At 70.2% G+C, this 14717-nt stretch carries 14 protein-coding genes; 4 read left to right on the plus strand and 10 right to left on the minus strand.

The features are described 5' to 3' along the window. Positions 1–41: 41 nt before the first annotated feature. Genes ACZ5CR_RS07145 through ACZ5CR_RS07160 form a run of 4 tightly spaced genes read right to left on the minus strand, consistent with a single transcriptional unit; the run spans position 42 to position 3309 of the window. Positions 42–512: a Fur family transcriptional regulator gene (locus ACZ5CR_RS07145; RefSeq protein WP_468854400.1), complete on the minus strand. Its 471-nt coding sequence runs from the start codon at positions 510–512 to the stop codon at positions 42–44. A gap of 37 nt (positions 513–549) precedes the next feature. After that, entirely contained in the window at positions 550–1455 is a 906-nt protein-coding gene (locus tag ACZ5CR_RS07150) for a metal ABC transporter permease (protein ID WP_468854816.1), read from the minus strand. A 2-nt stretch (positions 1456–1457) separates the two neighbouring features. Further along, on the minus strand, positions 1458–2267 hold the full coding sequence (locus ACZ5CR_RS07155) for a metal ABC transporter ATP-binding protein (RefSeq protein WP_468854403.1): 810 nt from the start codon (positions 2265–2267) through the stop codon (positions 1458–1460). A gap of 46 nt (positions 2268–2313) precedes the next feature. Next, the gene (locus tag ACZ5CR_RS07160; RefSeq protein WP_468854406.1) at positions 2314–3309 is read right to left on the minus strand and encodes a metal ABC transporter substrate-binding protein; all 996 of its coding nucleotides are present in this window, start codon (positions 3307–3309) and stop codon (positions 2314–2316) included. A gap of 219 nt (positions 3310–3528) precedes the next feature. Between ACZ5CR_RS07160 and ACZ5CR_RS07165 the strand changes: the two genes are divergently transcribed. Continuing rightward, on the plus strand, positions 3529–4908 hold the full coding sequence (locus ACZ5CR_RS07165) for a glycine--tRNA ligase (protein ID WP_389907347.1): 1380 nt from the start codon (positions 3529–3531) through the stop codon (positions 4906–4908). Between the two features lie 105 nt (positions 4909–5013). Continuing rightward, entirely contained in the window at positions 5014–5220 is a 207-nt protein-coding gene (locus tag ACZ5CR_RS07170; protein WP_468854409.1) for a hypothetical protein, read from the plus strand. On the opposite strand, the gene ACZ5CR_RS07175 is transcribed toward ACZ5CR_RS07170, so the two are convergent. From ACZ5CR_RS07175 to ACZ5CR_RS07190, 4 genes are all read right to left on the minus strand, one after another. After that, complete coding sequence (locus ACZ5CR_RS07175) at positions 5159–5764, minus strand: AAA family ATPase (RefSeq protein WP_468854410.1); 606 nt, start codon at positions 5762–5764, stop codon at positions 5159–5161. The two genes, ACZ5CR_RS07170 and ACZ5CR_RS07175, sit on opposite strands and share 62 nt — an antisense overlap. An 82-nt stretch (positions 5765–5846) precedes the next feature. Further along, the gene (locus tag ACZ5CR_RS07180) at positions 5847–6299 is read right to left on the minus strand and encodes a protein-tyrosine phosphatase family protein (RefSeq protein ID WP_468854411.1); all 453 of its coding nucleotides are present in this window, start codon (positions 6297–6299) and stop codon (positions 5847–5849) included. A 26-nt stretch (positions 6300–6325) separates the two neighbouring features. Then, on the minus strand, positions 6326–7807 hold the full coding sequence (locus tag ACZ5CR_RS07185; RefSeq protein ID WP_468854412.1) for an MFS transporter: 1482 nt from the start codon (positions 7805–7807) through the stop codon (positions 6326–6328). A 110-nt stretch (positions 7808–7917) separates the two neighbouring features. Next, positions 7918–9414, minus strand: a complete 1497-nt coding sequence (locus ACZ5CR_RS07190) for an MFS transporter (RefSeq protein WP_468854415.1) — start codon at positions 9412–9414, stop codon at positions 7918–7920. A gap of 101 nt (positions 9415–9515) precedes the next feature. Here ACZ5CR_RS07190 and ACZ5CR_RS07195 point away from each other — a divergent pair, with 101 nt between their 5' ends. Beyond that, positions 9516–10478, plus strand: coding sequence for a helix-turn-helix transcriptional regulator (locus tag ACZ5CR_RS07195; RefSeq protein WP_468854416.1), 963 nt, complete (start codon positions 9516–9518; stop codon positions 10476–10478). Positions 10479–10526: 48 nt separating this feature from the next. Next, positions 10527–11657 carry a tRNA dihydrouridine synthase DusB gene (dusB, locus tag ACZ5CR_RS07200; RefSeq protein WP_468854418.1) on the plus strand — a complete coding sequence of 377 codons (1131 nt, stop codon included), beginning with the start codon at positions 10527–10529 and terminating at the stop codon, positions 11655–11657. Positions 11658–11732: 75 nt separating this feature from the next. On the opposite strand, the gene ACZ5CR_RS07205 is transcribed toward dusB, so the two are convergent. Both ACZ5CR_RS07205 and ACZ5CR_RS07210 read right to left on the minus strand, forming a co-directional pair. Continuing rightward, entirely contained in the window at positions 11733–13007 is a 1275-nt protein-coding gene (locus ACZ5CR_RS07205; RefSeq protein WP_468854420.1) for a cytochrome P450, read from the minus strand. A gap of 34 nt (positions 13008–13041) precedes the next feature. Next, a complete protein-coding gene (locus ACZ5CR_RS07210) occupies positions 13042–14370 on the minus strand; it encodes a glutamine synthetase family protein (RefSeq protein ID WP_468854423.1) in 1329 nt (442 codons plus the stop codon). Positions 14371–14717: the final 347 nt, after the last annotated feature.

Here is a 14717-nt window from a genome sequence, read left to right on the forward strand (position 1 = left end):
GGCCCGCACCGGCTTCGGCGCGGGCCCACAGTGCGTTCAGGCTACTTCTGCTGCGCGGCGGCCTGCGCGCACTCGGCGCACGTGCCGAAGATCTCGACCGTGTGCGCCACGTTCGCGTACCCGTGCTCGGAGGCGATCGCCTCCGCCCACTTCTCCACCGCGGGGCCCTCGACCTCGACGGCCTTGCCGCACACCCGGCAGACCAGGTGATGGTGGTGGTCGCCGGTGGAGCAGCGGCGGTAGACCGACTCGCCCTCGTCGGTGCGGAGCACGTCGACCTCGCCTGCGTCGGCGAGGGACTGGAGCGTCCGGTAGACCGTGGTCAGGCCGACCGAATCACCTTTGTGCTTGAGCATGTCGTGCAGGTCCTGCGCACTGCGGAACTCGTCCACCTCGCCCAGGGCCGCCGCCACCGCGGCGCGCTGCCGGGTGGATCGGCCTCGTACCGGGGGTCCCGCAGCCGTTGTCACAGGTGCCTCCTCAACTGAAAAATCGCACGATCGCCCGCACATCTGTCATATCCCGTGGGGCCATTGTGCCAGCTCGCTCTCAGACGGTGACCTCGTCCGCCGGGCGCCGCGCCTCGGGCACGTCCTTGGGGACGTCCGCCGTGCAGGTCGCGTCCGCGGTGGCCACGGCCCGTGCCCGGCGCCTGGCCAAGGGGGTCGCGAGCGCCGTCAGGACGACGAAGACGCCGATCGCCATCAGGACGATCGTCGCGCCGGGCGGCACGTCCTGGTAGTACGACGTGACCGTGCCGGAGAGGGTCACCGCGGTGCCGATGACCACCGACAGGATGAACGTCACCTTGAACGAGCGGGTGATCTGCTGGGCCGCGGCGACCGGCACCACCATGAGCGCGCTCACCAGGAGCAGCCCCACGACGCGCATCGCGACGGTCACCGTCACCGCCGCCGTGACCGCGATGAGCAGGTTGAGGGCGCGCACGGGCAGGCCCGTCACCCGCGCGAACTCCTCGTCCTGGCTCACCGCGAACAACTGCTTGCGCAGGCCGACCGTGACCAGGACCACGAAGGCCGCGAGCAGGCAGATCGCCGTGACGTCGGAGTCCGAGACCGTCGAGAGCGAGCCGAAGAGGTACGAGGAGAGGTTCGCGTTGGATCCGGTGTCCGAGAGATTGATCAGCAGGACACCGCCCGCCATGCCGCCGTAGAAGAGCATCGCGAGGGCGATGTCGCCGCGCGTCTTGCCGTACGCCCTGATCAGCTCCATGGTCACCGCGCCGACCACGGCGATCAGCGTCGCCATCCACACGGGGCTGGAGTTGAGCAGGAAGCCGAGGCCGACGCCCGTCATGGCGATGTGGCCGATGCCGTCGCCCATCAGGGCCTGGCGGCGCTGGACGAGGTAGATGCCGATGGCGGGGGCCGTGATGCCGACGAGGACGGCGGCGATCAGCGCCCGCTGCATGAATTCGGTCTGGAAGATTTCCATCATCAGGTCAGCAGTCCCGTGCGGATCGGCTCGTGCTCGTCGGCCGAGTGCGGATGTACGTGGTCGTGGCCGGGCAGCGCGTGCTGTCCCGTGGCCTTGGGCGGCGGGCCGTCGTGCGTCACGCAGCCGTCGCGCAGGACGACCGCCCGGTCGATCAGCGGTTCGAGGGCGCCGAGCTCGTGCAGCACGAGCAGGACCGTCGCACCGGCGGCGACCTGCTCGCGCAGGGTCTGGGCGAGGATCTCCTGGCTCGCCAGGTCGACGCCCGCCATGGGCTCGTCCATGATCAGCAGCTCGGGCTCGGAGGCGAGCGCGCGGGCGATGAGCACGCGCTGGTGCTGGCCGCCGGAGAGGGCGCTCACGGAGTCCTTGGCGCGGTCGGCGAGGCCGACGAGCCCGATGGCCCGGTCGACCGCCGCACGGTCGGCCTTCGTCGTCCAGCCCAGCCTCGCCGACTTCGTACGCGAGAGGCGTCCGGCCGAGACGACCTCGCGGATCGTGGCGGGGACGCCGCTGGCGGCCGTGGTGCGCTGCGGTACGTAGCCGATGCGGGCCCACTGGCGGAAGCGCTTCAGGGGGGTGCCGAAGAGGCTTATGTCGCCGCCGGTGAGCGGGACTTGGCCGATCACGGAGCGGACGGCGGTGGACTTGCCCGAGCCGTTCGCGCCGAGCAGCGCGACGACCTCACCGCGCTTGACGGTGAGGTCGATGCCGCGCAGCACGGGGCGCGCGCCGAGGGTGGCCGTGGCCGCCCGCACGGATATGACGGGCGGGGCGGACCCGGTTTCGGTCGTGCCTTCCGTGGCTCCCATGGCGTGCGCCTCCGATGCTGCTGGCTGTTCGTTCACTTCACGTCTTTCACTTCGCGCCGAGGGCCTTCTGGAGCGCGGCGAGGTTGGACTCCATGACCCCGATGTAGTCATCGCCCTTGGACTTGTCCGTAATTCCCTCGAGGGGATCGAGGACGTCCGTCTTGAGGCTCGCGTCGGTGGCGAGCGTCTTGGCGGTCTTGTCGCTGGCGAGGGTCTCGAAGAACACCGTGGAGACCTTGTCCTCCTTGGCGATGTCCTGGAGCTCCTTGATGCGGGCGGGGCTCGGGTCCGACTCGGGGTCGATGCCCGCGATGCTCTCCTGCTCCAGGCCGTAGCGCTCGGCGAGGTAGCCGAAGGCGGAGTGCGTGGTGATGAAGGTCTTGGTCTTGGTGTTCTTCAGGCCGCTCTCGAACTCGGTGTTCAGGCCGTCCAGCTTCTTGACCAGGGCTTCGGTGTTCTTCTTGTACGCCGCCGCGTGGTCTGGGTCGGCCTTCTCCATGGCCTTGCCGACGCCCTTGGCGACCTCGGCGTACTTCACCGGGTCGAGCCAGATGTGCGGGTCGGCGCCCGCTTCGTCCTCGTGGCCGTGCTCTTCCTCGTCGGAGTGCTCGTCCTCGGAGTGCTCTTCGCCCTCGTGGCCGTGGTCGTGGCCGACCCCCGTGCCGTGCTTCTCCAGCGTGGTGAGCTTCGCGGCATCCACGGTGTTCTTCACGCCGGACTGGCCGATGGCGTCGTCGACGGCGGGCTGGATGCCCTTGAGGTACAGAATGACGTCCGATTCGCCGAGGTAGGCGGTCTGCTTCGGGCTGAGCTCCAGGTCGTGCGGCTCGACGCCCGGCTTGGTCAGGGTGTCGACGGAGACGTGGTCGCCGCCTATCTCCTGGGCCAGGTACTGCATGGGGTAGAACGACGCCGTCACGTTCAGCTTGCCGTCACCGTTCTTGTCCGCGGCGCTGGAGGACGAGCAGGCGGACAGGGCCGTGAGGCCGAGGACCGTGGCGGAGGCGACGGCGGCGGTGGGTATGAGGCGACGTACGTTCATGACACTCATTTTCAACAAATGTGGAAACGATTGTCAACTAGCTGTCCGATGTGCCGTGGATGTGCCGTGGATGTGCGGCCGACCGTGAACCGATTTGATTAGGGGGGTAAGGCCGCCGGTAACCTGAAGCATTCGCCCGCCCGTCTCCTGACCTCCGCCCCTCAACGAGGCGCTTCGCGCCGCCCATCCACATTCCACCGTCGTAATGAAGAGAGCACCGTGGCCGCCGACAAGATCGACAGCATCGTCAGCCTGAGCAAGCGCCGTGGCTTTGTTTACCCGTGCAGTGAGATCTACGGCGGCCAGCGTGCCGCCTGGGATTACGGGCCCCTCGGCGTCGAGCTCAAGGAGAACCTCAAGCGCCAGTGGTGGCGCTACATGGTCACTTCGCGTGAGGACGTCGTCGGTATCGACTCGTCGGTGATCCTGGCCACGGAGGTCTGGCAGGCCTCGGGTCACGTCGCGACGTTCTCCGACCCGTTGACCGAGTGCCTCTCCTGCCACAAGCGCCACCGCGCCGACCACCTGGAAGAGGCGTACGAGGCCAAGCACGGCCGTCCGCCCGAGAGCCTGGCCGAGGTCAACTGCCCGAACTGTGGCACCAAGGGCCAGTTCACCGAGCCCAAGCAGTTCTCCGGCATGCTCTCCACGCACCTGGGCCCGACGCAGGACAGCGGCTCCGTCGCCTACCTGCGCCCCGAGACCGCGCAGGGCATCTTCACCAACTTCGGCCAGGTCCAGCAGACTTCGCGCAAGAAGCCGCCGTTCGGCATCGCGCAGATGGGCAAGTCCTTCCGCAACGAGATCACGCCCGGCAACTTCATCTTCCGGACCCGCGAGTTCGAGCAGATGGAGATGGAGTTCTTCGTCAAGCCGGGCGAGGACGAGAAGTGGCAGGAGTACTGGATGGAGCAGCGCTGGAACTGGTACACCGGTCTCGGCCTGCGCGAGGAGAACATGCGGTGGTTCGAGCACCCGAAGGAGAAGCTCTCCCACTACTCGAAGCGCACCGCTGACATCGAGTACCGCTTCCGCTTCGGCGGCAGCGAGTGGGGCGAGCTCGAGGGCGTCGCCAACCGCACGGACTACGACCTCTCCGCGCACTCCAAGGCCTCGGGCCAGGACCTGTCGTACTTCGACCAGGAGGCCGGCGAGCGCTGGACTCCGTACGTCATCGAGCCCGCGGCCGGTGTCGGCCGCACCATGCTCGCCTTCCTCCTCGACTCCTACATCGAGGACGAGGCGCCCAACGCCAAGGGCAAGCTGGAGAAGCGGACGGTCATGCGCTTCGACCACCGCATCGCCCCGGTGAAGGTCGCGGTGCTCCCGCTCTCCCGCAACCCGGAGCTGTCGCCGAAGGCCAAGGGCCTGGCCACGGCCCTGCGTCAGAACTGGAACATCGACTTCGACGACGCGGGCGCCATCGGCCGCCGCTACCGCCGCCAGGACGAGATCGGCACGCCGTACTGCGTGACGGTCGACTTCGACACCCTGGACGACAACGCGGTCACGGTGCGCGAGCGCGACTCGATGAAGCAGGAGCGGGTCTCCCTCGACCAGATCGAGGGCTACCTCGCCTCGCGCCTGGTGGGCTGCTGACGCCTGACGCCTGGCGCCTGACGCCTGGCGTTCGTTGAATGAAGGTTGAAAGAAGCCCCCGGATCCGCATACGGATCCGGGGGTTTCTGCTGCACACTGTTCGCCATGCCTTCGATGACCACGAGCAAGGTCAGCAGATGGGACCAGCACGGGCGCGAGCATGTCGTGCACGTGCGAAAGTCCGGTGTCCAACGGCAGTTGAACTGCGACACGTGCGGCTGGGAGAAACGCGCCCAGTTCCTGCCGTGGCTCAAGGCGGAGGAGCATCTCGCCGAGGAGCATCAGGCGACGGTGGACCCTTCGGTACCCTGACCTCTCCGAGCCACGCCGCGACCGCCGTTGCCGTGTCGGAGGGGGCGCGGCCGGAGGTGGAGAACCCCGTGCCGATGAGGTCGCGCAGTTCCCGCGCGTCCTGGAGCGCCTCCTCGATCTCCGCGTCGTCCCATCCGCGGGCCGTCAGACGTGCGCGCCGGTCCCGGTCGTCGCAGTCCAGGAGCGCCCACTGGGGCTCGGGCGCATCGGCCACACCGGCTGCGGCGGCCTCCCATTCGGCAGGAGTGAGCGGGCAGGTCACCAGGACCGGCTGGTTCCCCCGCGTCAGCATGCCCGCGACGCGCACCCACAGGCGGTTGTAGTCCGGCCAGACGGCGCCGGCGTCGGGTGAGGTGATCTCGATGCCGAGCAGACGGCCGTCGGGATCAGGCAGCTCGTCGAAGTCGACGACGGTGAAGGGGCCTTGGCGTGAGTGTTGACGCAGGCCCTGGCGCAGGTCCTGGCGCAAGTGCTGGCGCAGACGCGCCAGAAGCGTCGACTTGCCCGCCCCCGGCGCCCCGGTGATCAGCCGCAGATCCGCCATGCCGTGCTCCTCGCTCTCCTGCTCACCGCTCTCCCGCCCCTCACGTTCACCGCTCTCCCGCCCGTCACGCCTGCCCTCGGCGTCAGCCGAACCGCTTCACGAACCTCCGCTGCCACGGCGTCTCCACCGCCCGCGGCGCATAGTGCTCCCGCACATACGCGACCGCCTCGCCGCCCGGCACTCCGTCCAGTACCGCCATGCACGCCAGCGCCGTCCCCGTACGCCCCTGTCCGCCGCCGCACGCGACCTCGACCCGTTCGGTCCCCGACCGCTCCAACGCCTCGCGCAGGGCGGCGGCTGTCTCCGCGCGGTCGGTGGGCAGCCGGAAGTCGGGCCAGCGCAGCCAACGGGCCTCCCAGGCGACGGTGGGCGGCTCCTTGCCCAGTAGGTACAGCGCGAAGGCGGGCGTCGGGCCATCGGGGAGCGGATGCCGCAGGCCCCGGCCACGGACGAGTCGGCCCGAGGGAAGCCGTAGTACGCCCGATGCCGTGGGGTCCCAAGTCCCGGTCCCAGCCCCAGTCACATTCTCAGTCACGGCACGAGCGTAGTTCGAGCGTTCGCTCAGGACTGGGCCGAACGCCGATCAGGGTGTGCCGTATCCGTACGCGGTCCCCGCGGCACGCTCTCCAGGCGTTCCGCCGTCCGCCGTGCCGTCTCCCTCGCCCACCGGCCGCTCGTCAGCGCGCCGAGGACCAGGACCGCGAGCCCGCAGCCCACGATGATCCACCAGGCGGGGCGGCTCGCCTCGGTGAAGGCGGCCGCGTACGACGAGGATCCCACCCCGGAGGCCAGGACCGCGCCGATGACCGCGACGCCGAGGGTCTGGCCGATCTGGCGGCTCGTGGAGGCGACGGCGGCGGCGACGCCCGCCTGGGAGCGGGGCATTCCGGAGACGGCCGTGTTGGTGATGGGGGCGTTCACGAAGCCGAAGCCGAGGCCGAAGAGTGCGTATCCGAGGAAGAGCGTCCCGTTCGTGGTCTCCGCGTCGAACGCGGCGAACAGGACCCCCGAGACCGTCATCGCGACCCCCGCGATCAGGAGCGGGACGCGCGGGCCCCGGCTGCCGACCAGGCGGCCCGACAGCGGGGCGCAGACCAGCGTCATCGCGGCCATCGGCAGCATCCACACGCCCGCGTGCAGGGCGTTCAGGCCGCGCACGTTCTGGAGGTAGAGCGTGGAGAGGAAGAGGAAGCCGCCGAGCGCGGCGAAGGCGCTGACCGCGATCACCGTCGCCCCGCTGAACGGCGCCGAGCGGAAGAAGCGCAGGTCGATGAGGGGGTCGACGCGGCGCGGCTCGTAGGCAAGCAGCCCGAGGAGGGCCAGGAGCGCCGCGCCCGCGAACACGATGATCAGCGGCGACGTCCAGCCCGCCGTCGGGGCCTCGATGATCGCGTACGTCAGGGCGCCGAGCAGCACGATGACCAGGAGCTGGCCTACGGGGTCGGGGCGGCGCGGCTTGGGGGCGCGGGACTCGGGGACGTACCGGATGGTGAGGAGGAGCGCCGCGAGGCCGACCGGCAGGTTGATCCAGAAGATGGAGCGCCAGCCGACGGAGTCCACCAGGAGTCCGCCCACGATCGGTCCCGCCGCCATGGAGATGCCGACGACGCCGCCCCAGACGCCGATGGCGCGGGCCCGTTCGCGGGGGTCGGTGAAGGTGTTGGTGATGATCGACATCGCGACCGGGTTGAGCATGGAGCCGCCGACCGCCTGGGCCATGCGGAAGGCCACGAGGGATTCCAGGTTGGGCGCGAGGGAACAGGCGACCGAAGCGACCGTGAAGATCACCAGGCCGACCTTGAAGATCTTCTGGCGCCCCACGCGGTCGGCCGTCGAGCCCGCGAGCATGAGGAGCGCGGCGAGTACGAGGGTGTAGGCGTCGATCGTCCACTGCATGCCCGAGATGCTGGTGTCGAACTCCCGCGCCATGGTGGGCAGGGCGACGTTCAGGACGGTGTTGTCGAGACTGACGATGAGCAGGCTCATGCAGCAGATGGCGAGGACGAGCATGCGTCGGCGGTGCGTCAGCTCTTGCGGGGGCATGTGTTCGACGGTATCCCGGCCGGGCGGGTGCCGCGTGTGTGGGCTGTACGCCGTATGTCGTGCGCCCGGGTCGCACCGCCCACCCACCCCCGCCCCTACCCCCTCCGCCCTCAGCCGAGCCTGCGCGGCAGCCGCAGGCTCAGCAGCGCGAGGCCGATGAGCCCGGCCAGTTGCGCCGCGAGGACGATCGCGAACGCGTTCCGCATCCCCAGGCCCGGCACCAGGGCCAGGAAGAGCGAGCCGAGCGTGGCGACGCCGACGGCCAGGCAGGACTGCTGGACCGTCGCCGCGAGACCGCTGCCCGCGCCCGCCTTCGCGGCCGGTACCGCGGCGAGCACGATGCGGTAGTAGAGGGCGAGCTGCACACCCTGGCCGATCCCGCACAGGGCGAGGCCGGGGGCGAGGGCGAGCGGGCTCAGTGCCGACATCGGCGTCCACAGCACCGTCAGGGCGAGGAACGCGAGACCGGAGCCGTGCACCAGGGCGCACAGCGTCAGCGCGCGGCTGCCGAGCCGCGTCGCCAGGCGCGGGGCGAGCATCGACGCCGCGAACTGGGCGACACCCATGGGGATCAGGGCCAGACCGGCCTTCAGGGGGCTGAACCCCAGCCACTGCTGAAGGGTCACCGCGCTGACGAACATCCAGCCGGCGAAGCCGGTGAAGATGGGCAGGCCCAGGGCCAGGCCTCTGCGTACGCCGGGCTCGCGAAGGAGCGACGGGGGCAGCAGCGGGCTGCCGCCGGTGCGTTCGGCGCGCAGCTCGACGCGGGCGAAGGCCAGGGCGAGGAACGGTGAGGCGGCCAGGAGCAGCACCGACCACAGGGGCCAGCCCGCGGCCCGTCCCTCGGTCAGGGGCAGCAGCAGCGCGATCAGGGACGCGGCGAGCAGGAGCGTGCCGCCGATGTCGCTGCGGGTGGGCTGCTCGGCGCGGCTGTCCGGCACGGAACGTACCGCGCAGAGCAGGGCGGCGACCGCGACGGGGGCGTTGACCAGGAACACCGCGCGCCAGCCGGTGCCCGCCAGGTCTGCGGAGACCAGGACGCCGCCGAGCACCTGGCCAAGGACGATGGAGATGCCGCTCACCGAGCCGTACAGAGCGACCGCCTTCGTCCGCCGCTCTCCCCGCGTCGTCGCGTGGATGGTGGCGAGCACCTGCGGCAGCATCAGCGCGGCCGCGGCGCCCTGGGCGACGCGCGCCCCCACCAGCCACCAGGCGCCGGGCGCGAGCCCGCAGGCCAGCGAGGTCACGCCGAAGGCGGCGACGCCCCAGAGGAAGAGCCTGCGGCGCCCGTAGGTGTCGCCGAGCCGACCGCCGAGTACGAGCAGCACGGCGTACGCGACGGCGTAGCCCGCGACGACCATCTCCAGGGTGGCGGGGGACGCGTGCAGGTCGTGCTCGATGCTGGGCAGGGCGACGTTGACGATGAAGAAGTCGATCACCGGGAGCGCGGCGCCGAGCAGGATGGTGACGAGACCGAGCGGGGTCAGGGCGGGGGAGGTGTGAGGATCGGCTGGAGAGGCGTGAGGATCGGCTGGGGCGGTCGGGGAGGCGTGAGGAGCGGCTGGAGCGGGCTGTAGGACGTGGGCCGTGGAGTTCGTCAGGTTCACGAGTACGACGGTCGTCGAACCTTCAGCCTGGTACCAGAGTCTCTTTATCCTGGTACCTGCACTACCTGGAAACCGGATCGGCGTGCGGGCAGACTGTCCCCATGGACACCGCAGCGCCGACGCAGCCGGGCGACCGCATCCGCCGCAGTGAGCTCGCCGACTTCCTGCGCAGCCGCCGCGAGCGCATCACGCCCGAGCAGGCGGGCCTGCCGCGCGGCCCCCGCCGCCGTACGCCGGGCCTGCGCCGCGAGGAGGTCGCGCACCTCTCCACGGTGGGCGTCACCTGGTACACGTGGTTGGAGCAGGGCCGCGCCATCCATGTCTCGGCCCAGGTGCTCGACGCGCTCTGCCGCGCCCTGATGCTGGATTCCGGTGAGCGCGCGCACCTGTTCCAGCTCGCGGGCACCGCCGACCCCTCACCGGAGGCCGAGATCGCCTCGGTGCCGCAGGGGCTGCTGCGGATCGTCACCCAGCTCGAGCCGTACCCGGCGTGCGTGCAGAACGCCCGCTACGACATCCTCGCCCACAACACCACGTACGGAAATCTCCTCACCGACCTCGACGCGCTGCCGCCCGAGGACCGCAACTGCATGTGGCTGACCTTCACGCACCCCGCCTGGCAGGCCGCCATGGACGACCGTGCCGAGACGATGCGCCGGATGGTCGCGAGGTTCCGGGCGCGGATGGCCGTGCATCTCGCGGACCCGGCGTGGAAGACGCTGCTCAGGCGGATGCGCGGTGCTTCGCCGGAGTTCCGCGAACTGTGGGAGCGGCATGAGGTGATGCAGGCCGTGGACAAGACGAAACGGTTCAACAACCCGGTCGTGGGTCCGCTGCACTTCACGTACCACGGGCTGTGGCTCGGCCCGGCCGAGGGCCCGCGCCTGGGGACGTACGTCCCGGCCGACGCGCGCTCGCAGGCGGCCACGGAGGAGCTGCACCGTCTGGTGAGGGCCGGGCGTGTGGGCAGTCGCGCGGGCGGCGGTGCGGGCAGTGGTGTGGGCGGTCGCGCGGGCGGTCCCACAGGCGGTCGCGCGGGCAGTCCTGCGGATGAGGGACAATAAGAGGTCTGCCCCAGCTACGTACAGCTCGCCCCCGGAGGAACTCGCGCCATGGAGCCCCAGCTTCAGATCGGCCCGCACGCCGTGCGGCCGCCCGTCGTGCTCGCACCCATGGCGGGCATCACGAACGCGCCGTTCCGGACGCTGTGCCGGGAGTTCAGCGGGGGCAAGGGCCTCTTCGTCAGCGAGATGATCACGACGCGCGCCCTGGTCGAGCGCAACGAGAAGACCATGCAGCTGATCCACTTCGACGAGACCGAGAAGCCGCGCTCGATCCAGCTGTACGGCGTCGACCCGGCGACCGTCGGCAAGGCGGTCCGCATGATCGCCGAGGAGAACCTCGCCGACCACATCGACCTGAACTTCGGCTGCCCCGTCCCCAAGGTCACCCGCAAGGGCGGCGGCTCCGCACTCCCGTACAAGCGCCCCCTGCTGCGCGCGATCCTGCGTGAGGCCGTCAGCGGTGCCGGGGACCTGCCCGTCACCATGAAGATGCGCAAGGGCATCAACGACGAGCACATCACCTTCCTCGACGCGGGCCGTATCGCCGTCGAGGAGGGCGTCACGGCGATCGCCCTGCACGGCCGCACCGCCGCCCAGCACTACGGCGGCACCGCCGACTGGGACGCCATCGCCCGCCTCAAGGAGCACGTCCCCGAGATCCCCGTCCTCGGCAACGGCGACATCTGGTCCGCCGCCGACGCGCAGCGGATGATGAAGGAGACCGGCTGCGACGGCGTGGTCGTGGGCCGCGGCTGCCTCGGGCGCCCCTGGCTCTTCGGTGACCTGGTGGCCGCCTTCGAGGGCACGGGCGCGCCCAAGGCCCCGGACCTGCGCGAGGTCGCCGCCGTCATGCTGCGGCACGCGACGCTGCTCGGCGAGTGGATCGGTGACGAGGCGCGCGGTGTCATCGACTTCCGCAAGCACGTCGCCTGGTACCTGAAGGGCTTCGCGGTCGGCTCGGAGATGCGCAAGCGCCTCGCGATCACCTCGTCCCTGGCCGAACTGGAGGACGGGCTCGGCGAGTTGGACCTCGACCAGGCATGGCCGACGGGCGCCGACGGACCGCGTGGCCGCACGTCGGGCAACAACCGCGTGGTCCTGCCGGACGGCTGGCTGAAGGACCCCTACGACTGCGCGGGGATCAGCGAGGACGCGGAGCTGGACACGTCCGGCGGCTGATCCTCATGGCGGCGTCACCGTGACCAGTTGTGGCGGCGTCACCGTGATCGGCCATGTCGGCGTCCCGGTGATCGGCTATGTCGGCGTCACCGTGACCGGCAGCTCCTTGATCCCGTTCACGAAGTTCGACCGCACCCGGCGCACCTCACCGGTCACCCGGATGTCCGCGAGCCGCGGCAGCAGCTCCTCGAACATGATCCGCATCTCCAGGCGGGCCAGGGAGTTGCCCAGGCAGAAGTGCGGGCTGCCCTTGCCGAAGGTGACGTGGTCGATGTTCTCGCGGGTGACGTCGAAGCGGTACGGGTCCGGGAAGACGTCCGCGTCACGGTTGCCCGAGGCGAACCACAGCACGACCTTGTCGCCTTCCTTGATCAGCTTTCCTCCCAACTCCACGTCACGGGTCGCCGTCCGCCGGAAGTGGTAGACGGGCGAGGCCCAGCGCAGGCACTCCTCGACGCCGCCCGGGATGAGCGAGGGGTCGGCGGTGAGCCTGGCACGCTCCTGAGGGTGGTTGATCAGCGCGAGCATGGAGTGCGAAATGGCGTGCCGGGTCGTCTCGTTGCCCGCGACGACGAGCAGCAGGAAGTAGTTGTCGAAGTCGGTGGCGGAGAGCGGGATGCCGTCCCTGGGCGAGTTGTTGACCAGCGCGCTCACCAGGTCCCTGCCGTCACCGCCACGCCGCTTGGCGGCCAACTTCCGCCCGTACTCGAAGACTTCGAGCGCTGCGGGGGAGCGGAAGGGCAGGTCGCGGTACTGCTCGCTCTCCGCACTCTCCAGGAGTACGTCGGCGTAGTCGGGGTCGGTGTTGCCGATGATGCGGTTGCCCCAGTCGATGAGCTGCTGGGTGTCCTCCCCGGGGACGTCGAGCATCCGGGCGAGCACATTGATGGGGAAGTCGGCCGAGACCTCCCGCACGAAGTCGAAGGTCCCCTTGGGGAGCGCGGCGTCGAGCGTACGGGCGGTGAGCCCGCGCAGGAACGTCTCGTACGTCGCCACCGCGCGCGGCGTGAACTGCTTCTGCAGGATCAGCCGCATCGCCCGGTGGCGCATGCCGTCGGTCTCCAGGAGGGAGCGGCGCAGGGCGATCTGATCCTCGTCGACCTCTTCGAGGTTCGTGAACCGCGTCGAGGTGAAGGTCTCCGGGTCGCGGTCCACGCGCACGATGTCCGCGTGCCGGGTGACCGCCCAGAAGCCGGAGTTGGGCGCGGGCTCGGGCTGCCAGTGGACGGGGTCCTCGCGGCGCAGCACGTCGAACATCCGCCAGGGGAGCGCGCCGTCGGTGAACTTGTCGTTGTCGGCGAGGTCGACGTCGGACAGCGCGAGGGGCGCGGGCCCCGTGACCGTACTCATGGACGTACTCCTTCAGGGGAAGGGGAGGCAGCGGTCAGATGAGGAAGGCGTACTCCGTGAACTCCCACTCGGTGACGTGCTGCCGGAAGCGTTCGATCTCGTTGCGCTTGTACGTGAGGAACGCGTCGGTGAACTCCGCGCCCAGGAGCCCGGTCAGTGCCTCGTCGGCCTCCAGGGCGTCGAGCGCGGCGCCGAGCGTGCCGGGGAGGCGGGGCGCGGAGTCCTCCTGGTAGCCGTAGCCCTCCAGGGGCGCGGGCGGCTCCGCCTTGTCGCGGATGCCGAGGAGCAGGGCGGCGACGGTGGCGGCTATGGCGAGATAGGCGTTGGCGGAGGCGTCGCCGAGCCGCAGTTCGAGCCTGGTGCCCGCGCCCCTCTCGGGCGGTATCCGGAGCATGGCGCTGCGGTTGTCGAGGCCCCAGTCGATCAGCCAGGGGGCGAGAGTGTCGGGGCCGAAGCGTTTGTAGGAGTTGATGGTCGGGTTGAGCAGGGCGCTGAGCGCGGGCGCGTGGCGCAGAAGTCCGGCGATGGCGTGCCGGGCGGTCGCGGAGAGGCCGTCGGGGGTTCCCGCGTCCTCGAACACGTTGTGTCCTGCGGCATCGACGAGCGAGACGTGCAGATGGAAGCCGGAGCCGCCGAGCCCGTTGAACGGCTTCGCCATGAAGGTCGCGAGCCGCCCCTCTCGGCGGGCGCTCTCCTTGACGGCGGCCTTGAAGCGGAAGGCGCGGTCTGCGGCGTCCATGGCGGCGGAGTGGCCGAGATTGATCTCGAACTGCCCGCCGTCGAACTCGTGGTTGCCCGCGATGACGCCGATGCCGAGGTCGGCCAGGGTGCGCAGGGTACGCAGGAGATGTCCGTCCGGGTCACCGCGCCGACCCGCGCTGTATACGTTGCCGGTGGCGCCGCCGTAGACGGACCACCCGGAGGGGGTGGACGGGTCGGCGTCGCACAGGAAGTACTCAAGCTCGGGCCCGACGACGGGGGTGACGGCGCCGTCGGCGTACTCTTCGGCGCTCTCAAGTACGCGCCGCAGCAGGGTGCGTGGGGACTCCGGGGCGAGTTCGCCGGTCGCGGGATCGAAGGTGTCCCCGAGACACCAGGCGACGCCGGGTTCCCAGGGCAGCGCCTGGAGTGTGGACAGATCGGGCCGTACGGAGACGTCCGGGAGCCCTGCATCGAGCCCGCCCGCGACGGGAACGACGTCACCCCGGGGGGTGGTGTGGTAGACGGCGCGGCAGAAGGAGAGTCCGTGGCCGCAGGCGCTCGGCAGGTGTCCGACGAGGATGTCCCGGCCGCGGTCGGCGCCTATGAGGTCGGGGTAGATGACGCGGACGATGTCCGTGCCTTGGGCGCGTAACGCTTTCACTGTCTCTGCGACTGTCGCTTCACTCACCCGGACTCCAGCCTTTCTGCGAGGTGGATCGGGGGTATCGTTTGAGACCAAACGATAGGAATCCTCGGGGTTCTGCGCAAGCCCTTCGGGCGGGTTGGGCGGGTTGGGCGGGGAGTGGGCTTGCTCTGTGTGGGCTTCGGTGCCGTAGGGGGTCTCCCCACCCGCCCGCCCGATTGCCCCGCGTCCACCTGTGTACGAACGGGCTCTCCCGCCCACCCACCCGATTGCCCCGCCTCGACCGGCGCCGTGCCCATGGCGTCCTCGTCGCCGTGGGCATATCGTACGGACCCAAACGAATAGGCGGCAGTAGCGGCGACCAC

The sequence above is a fragment of the Streptomyces sp. NPDC031274 genome (genome assembly GCF_055570235.1).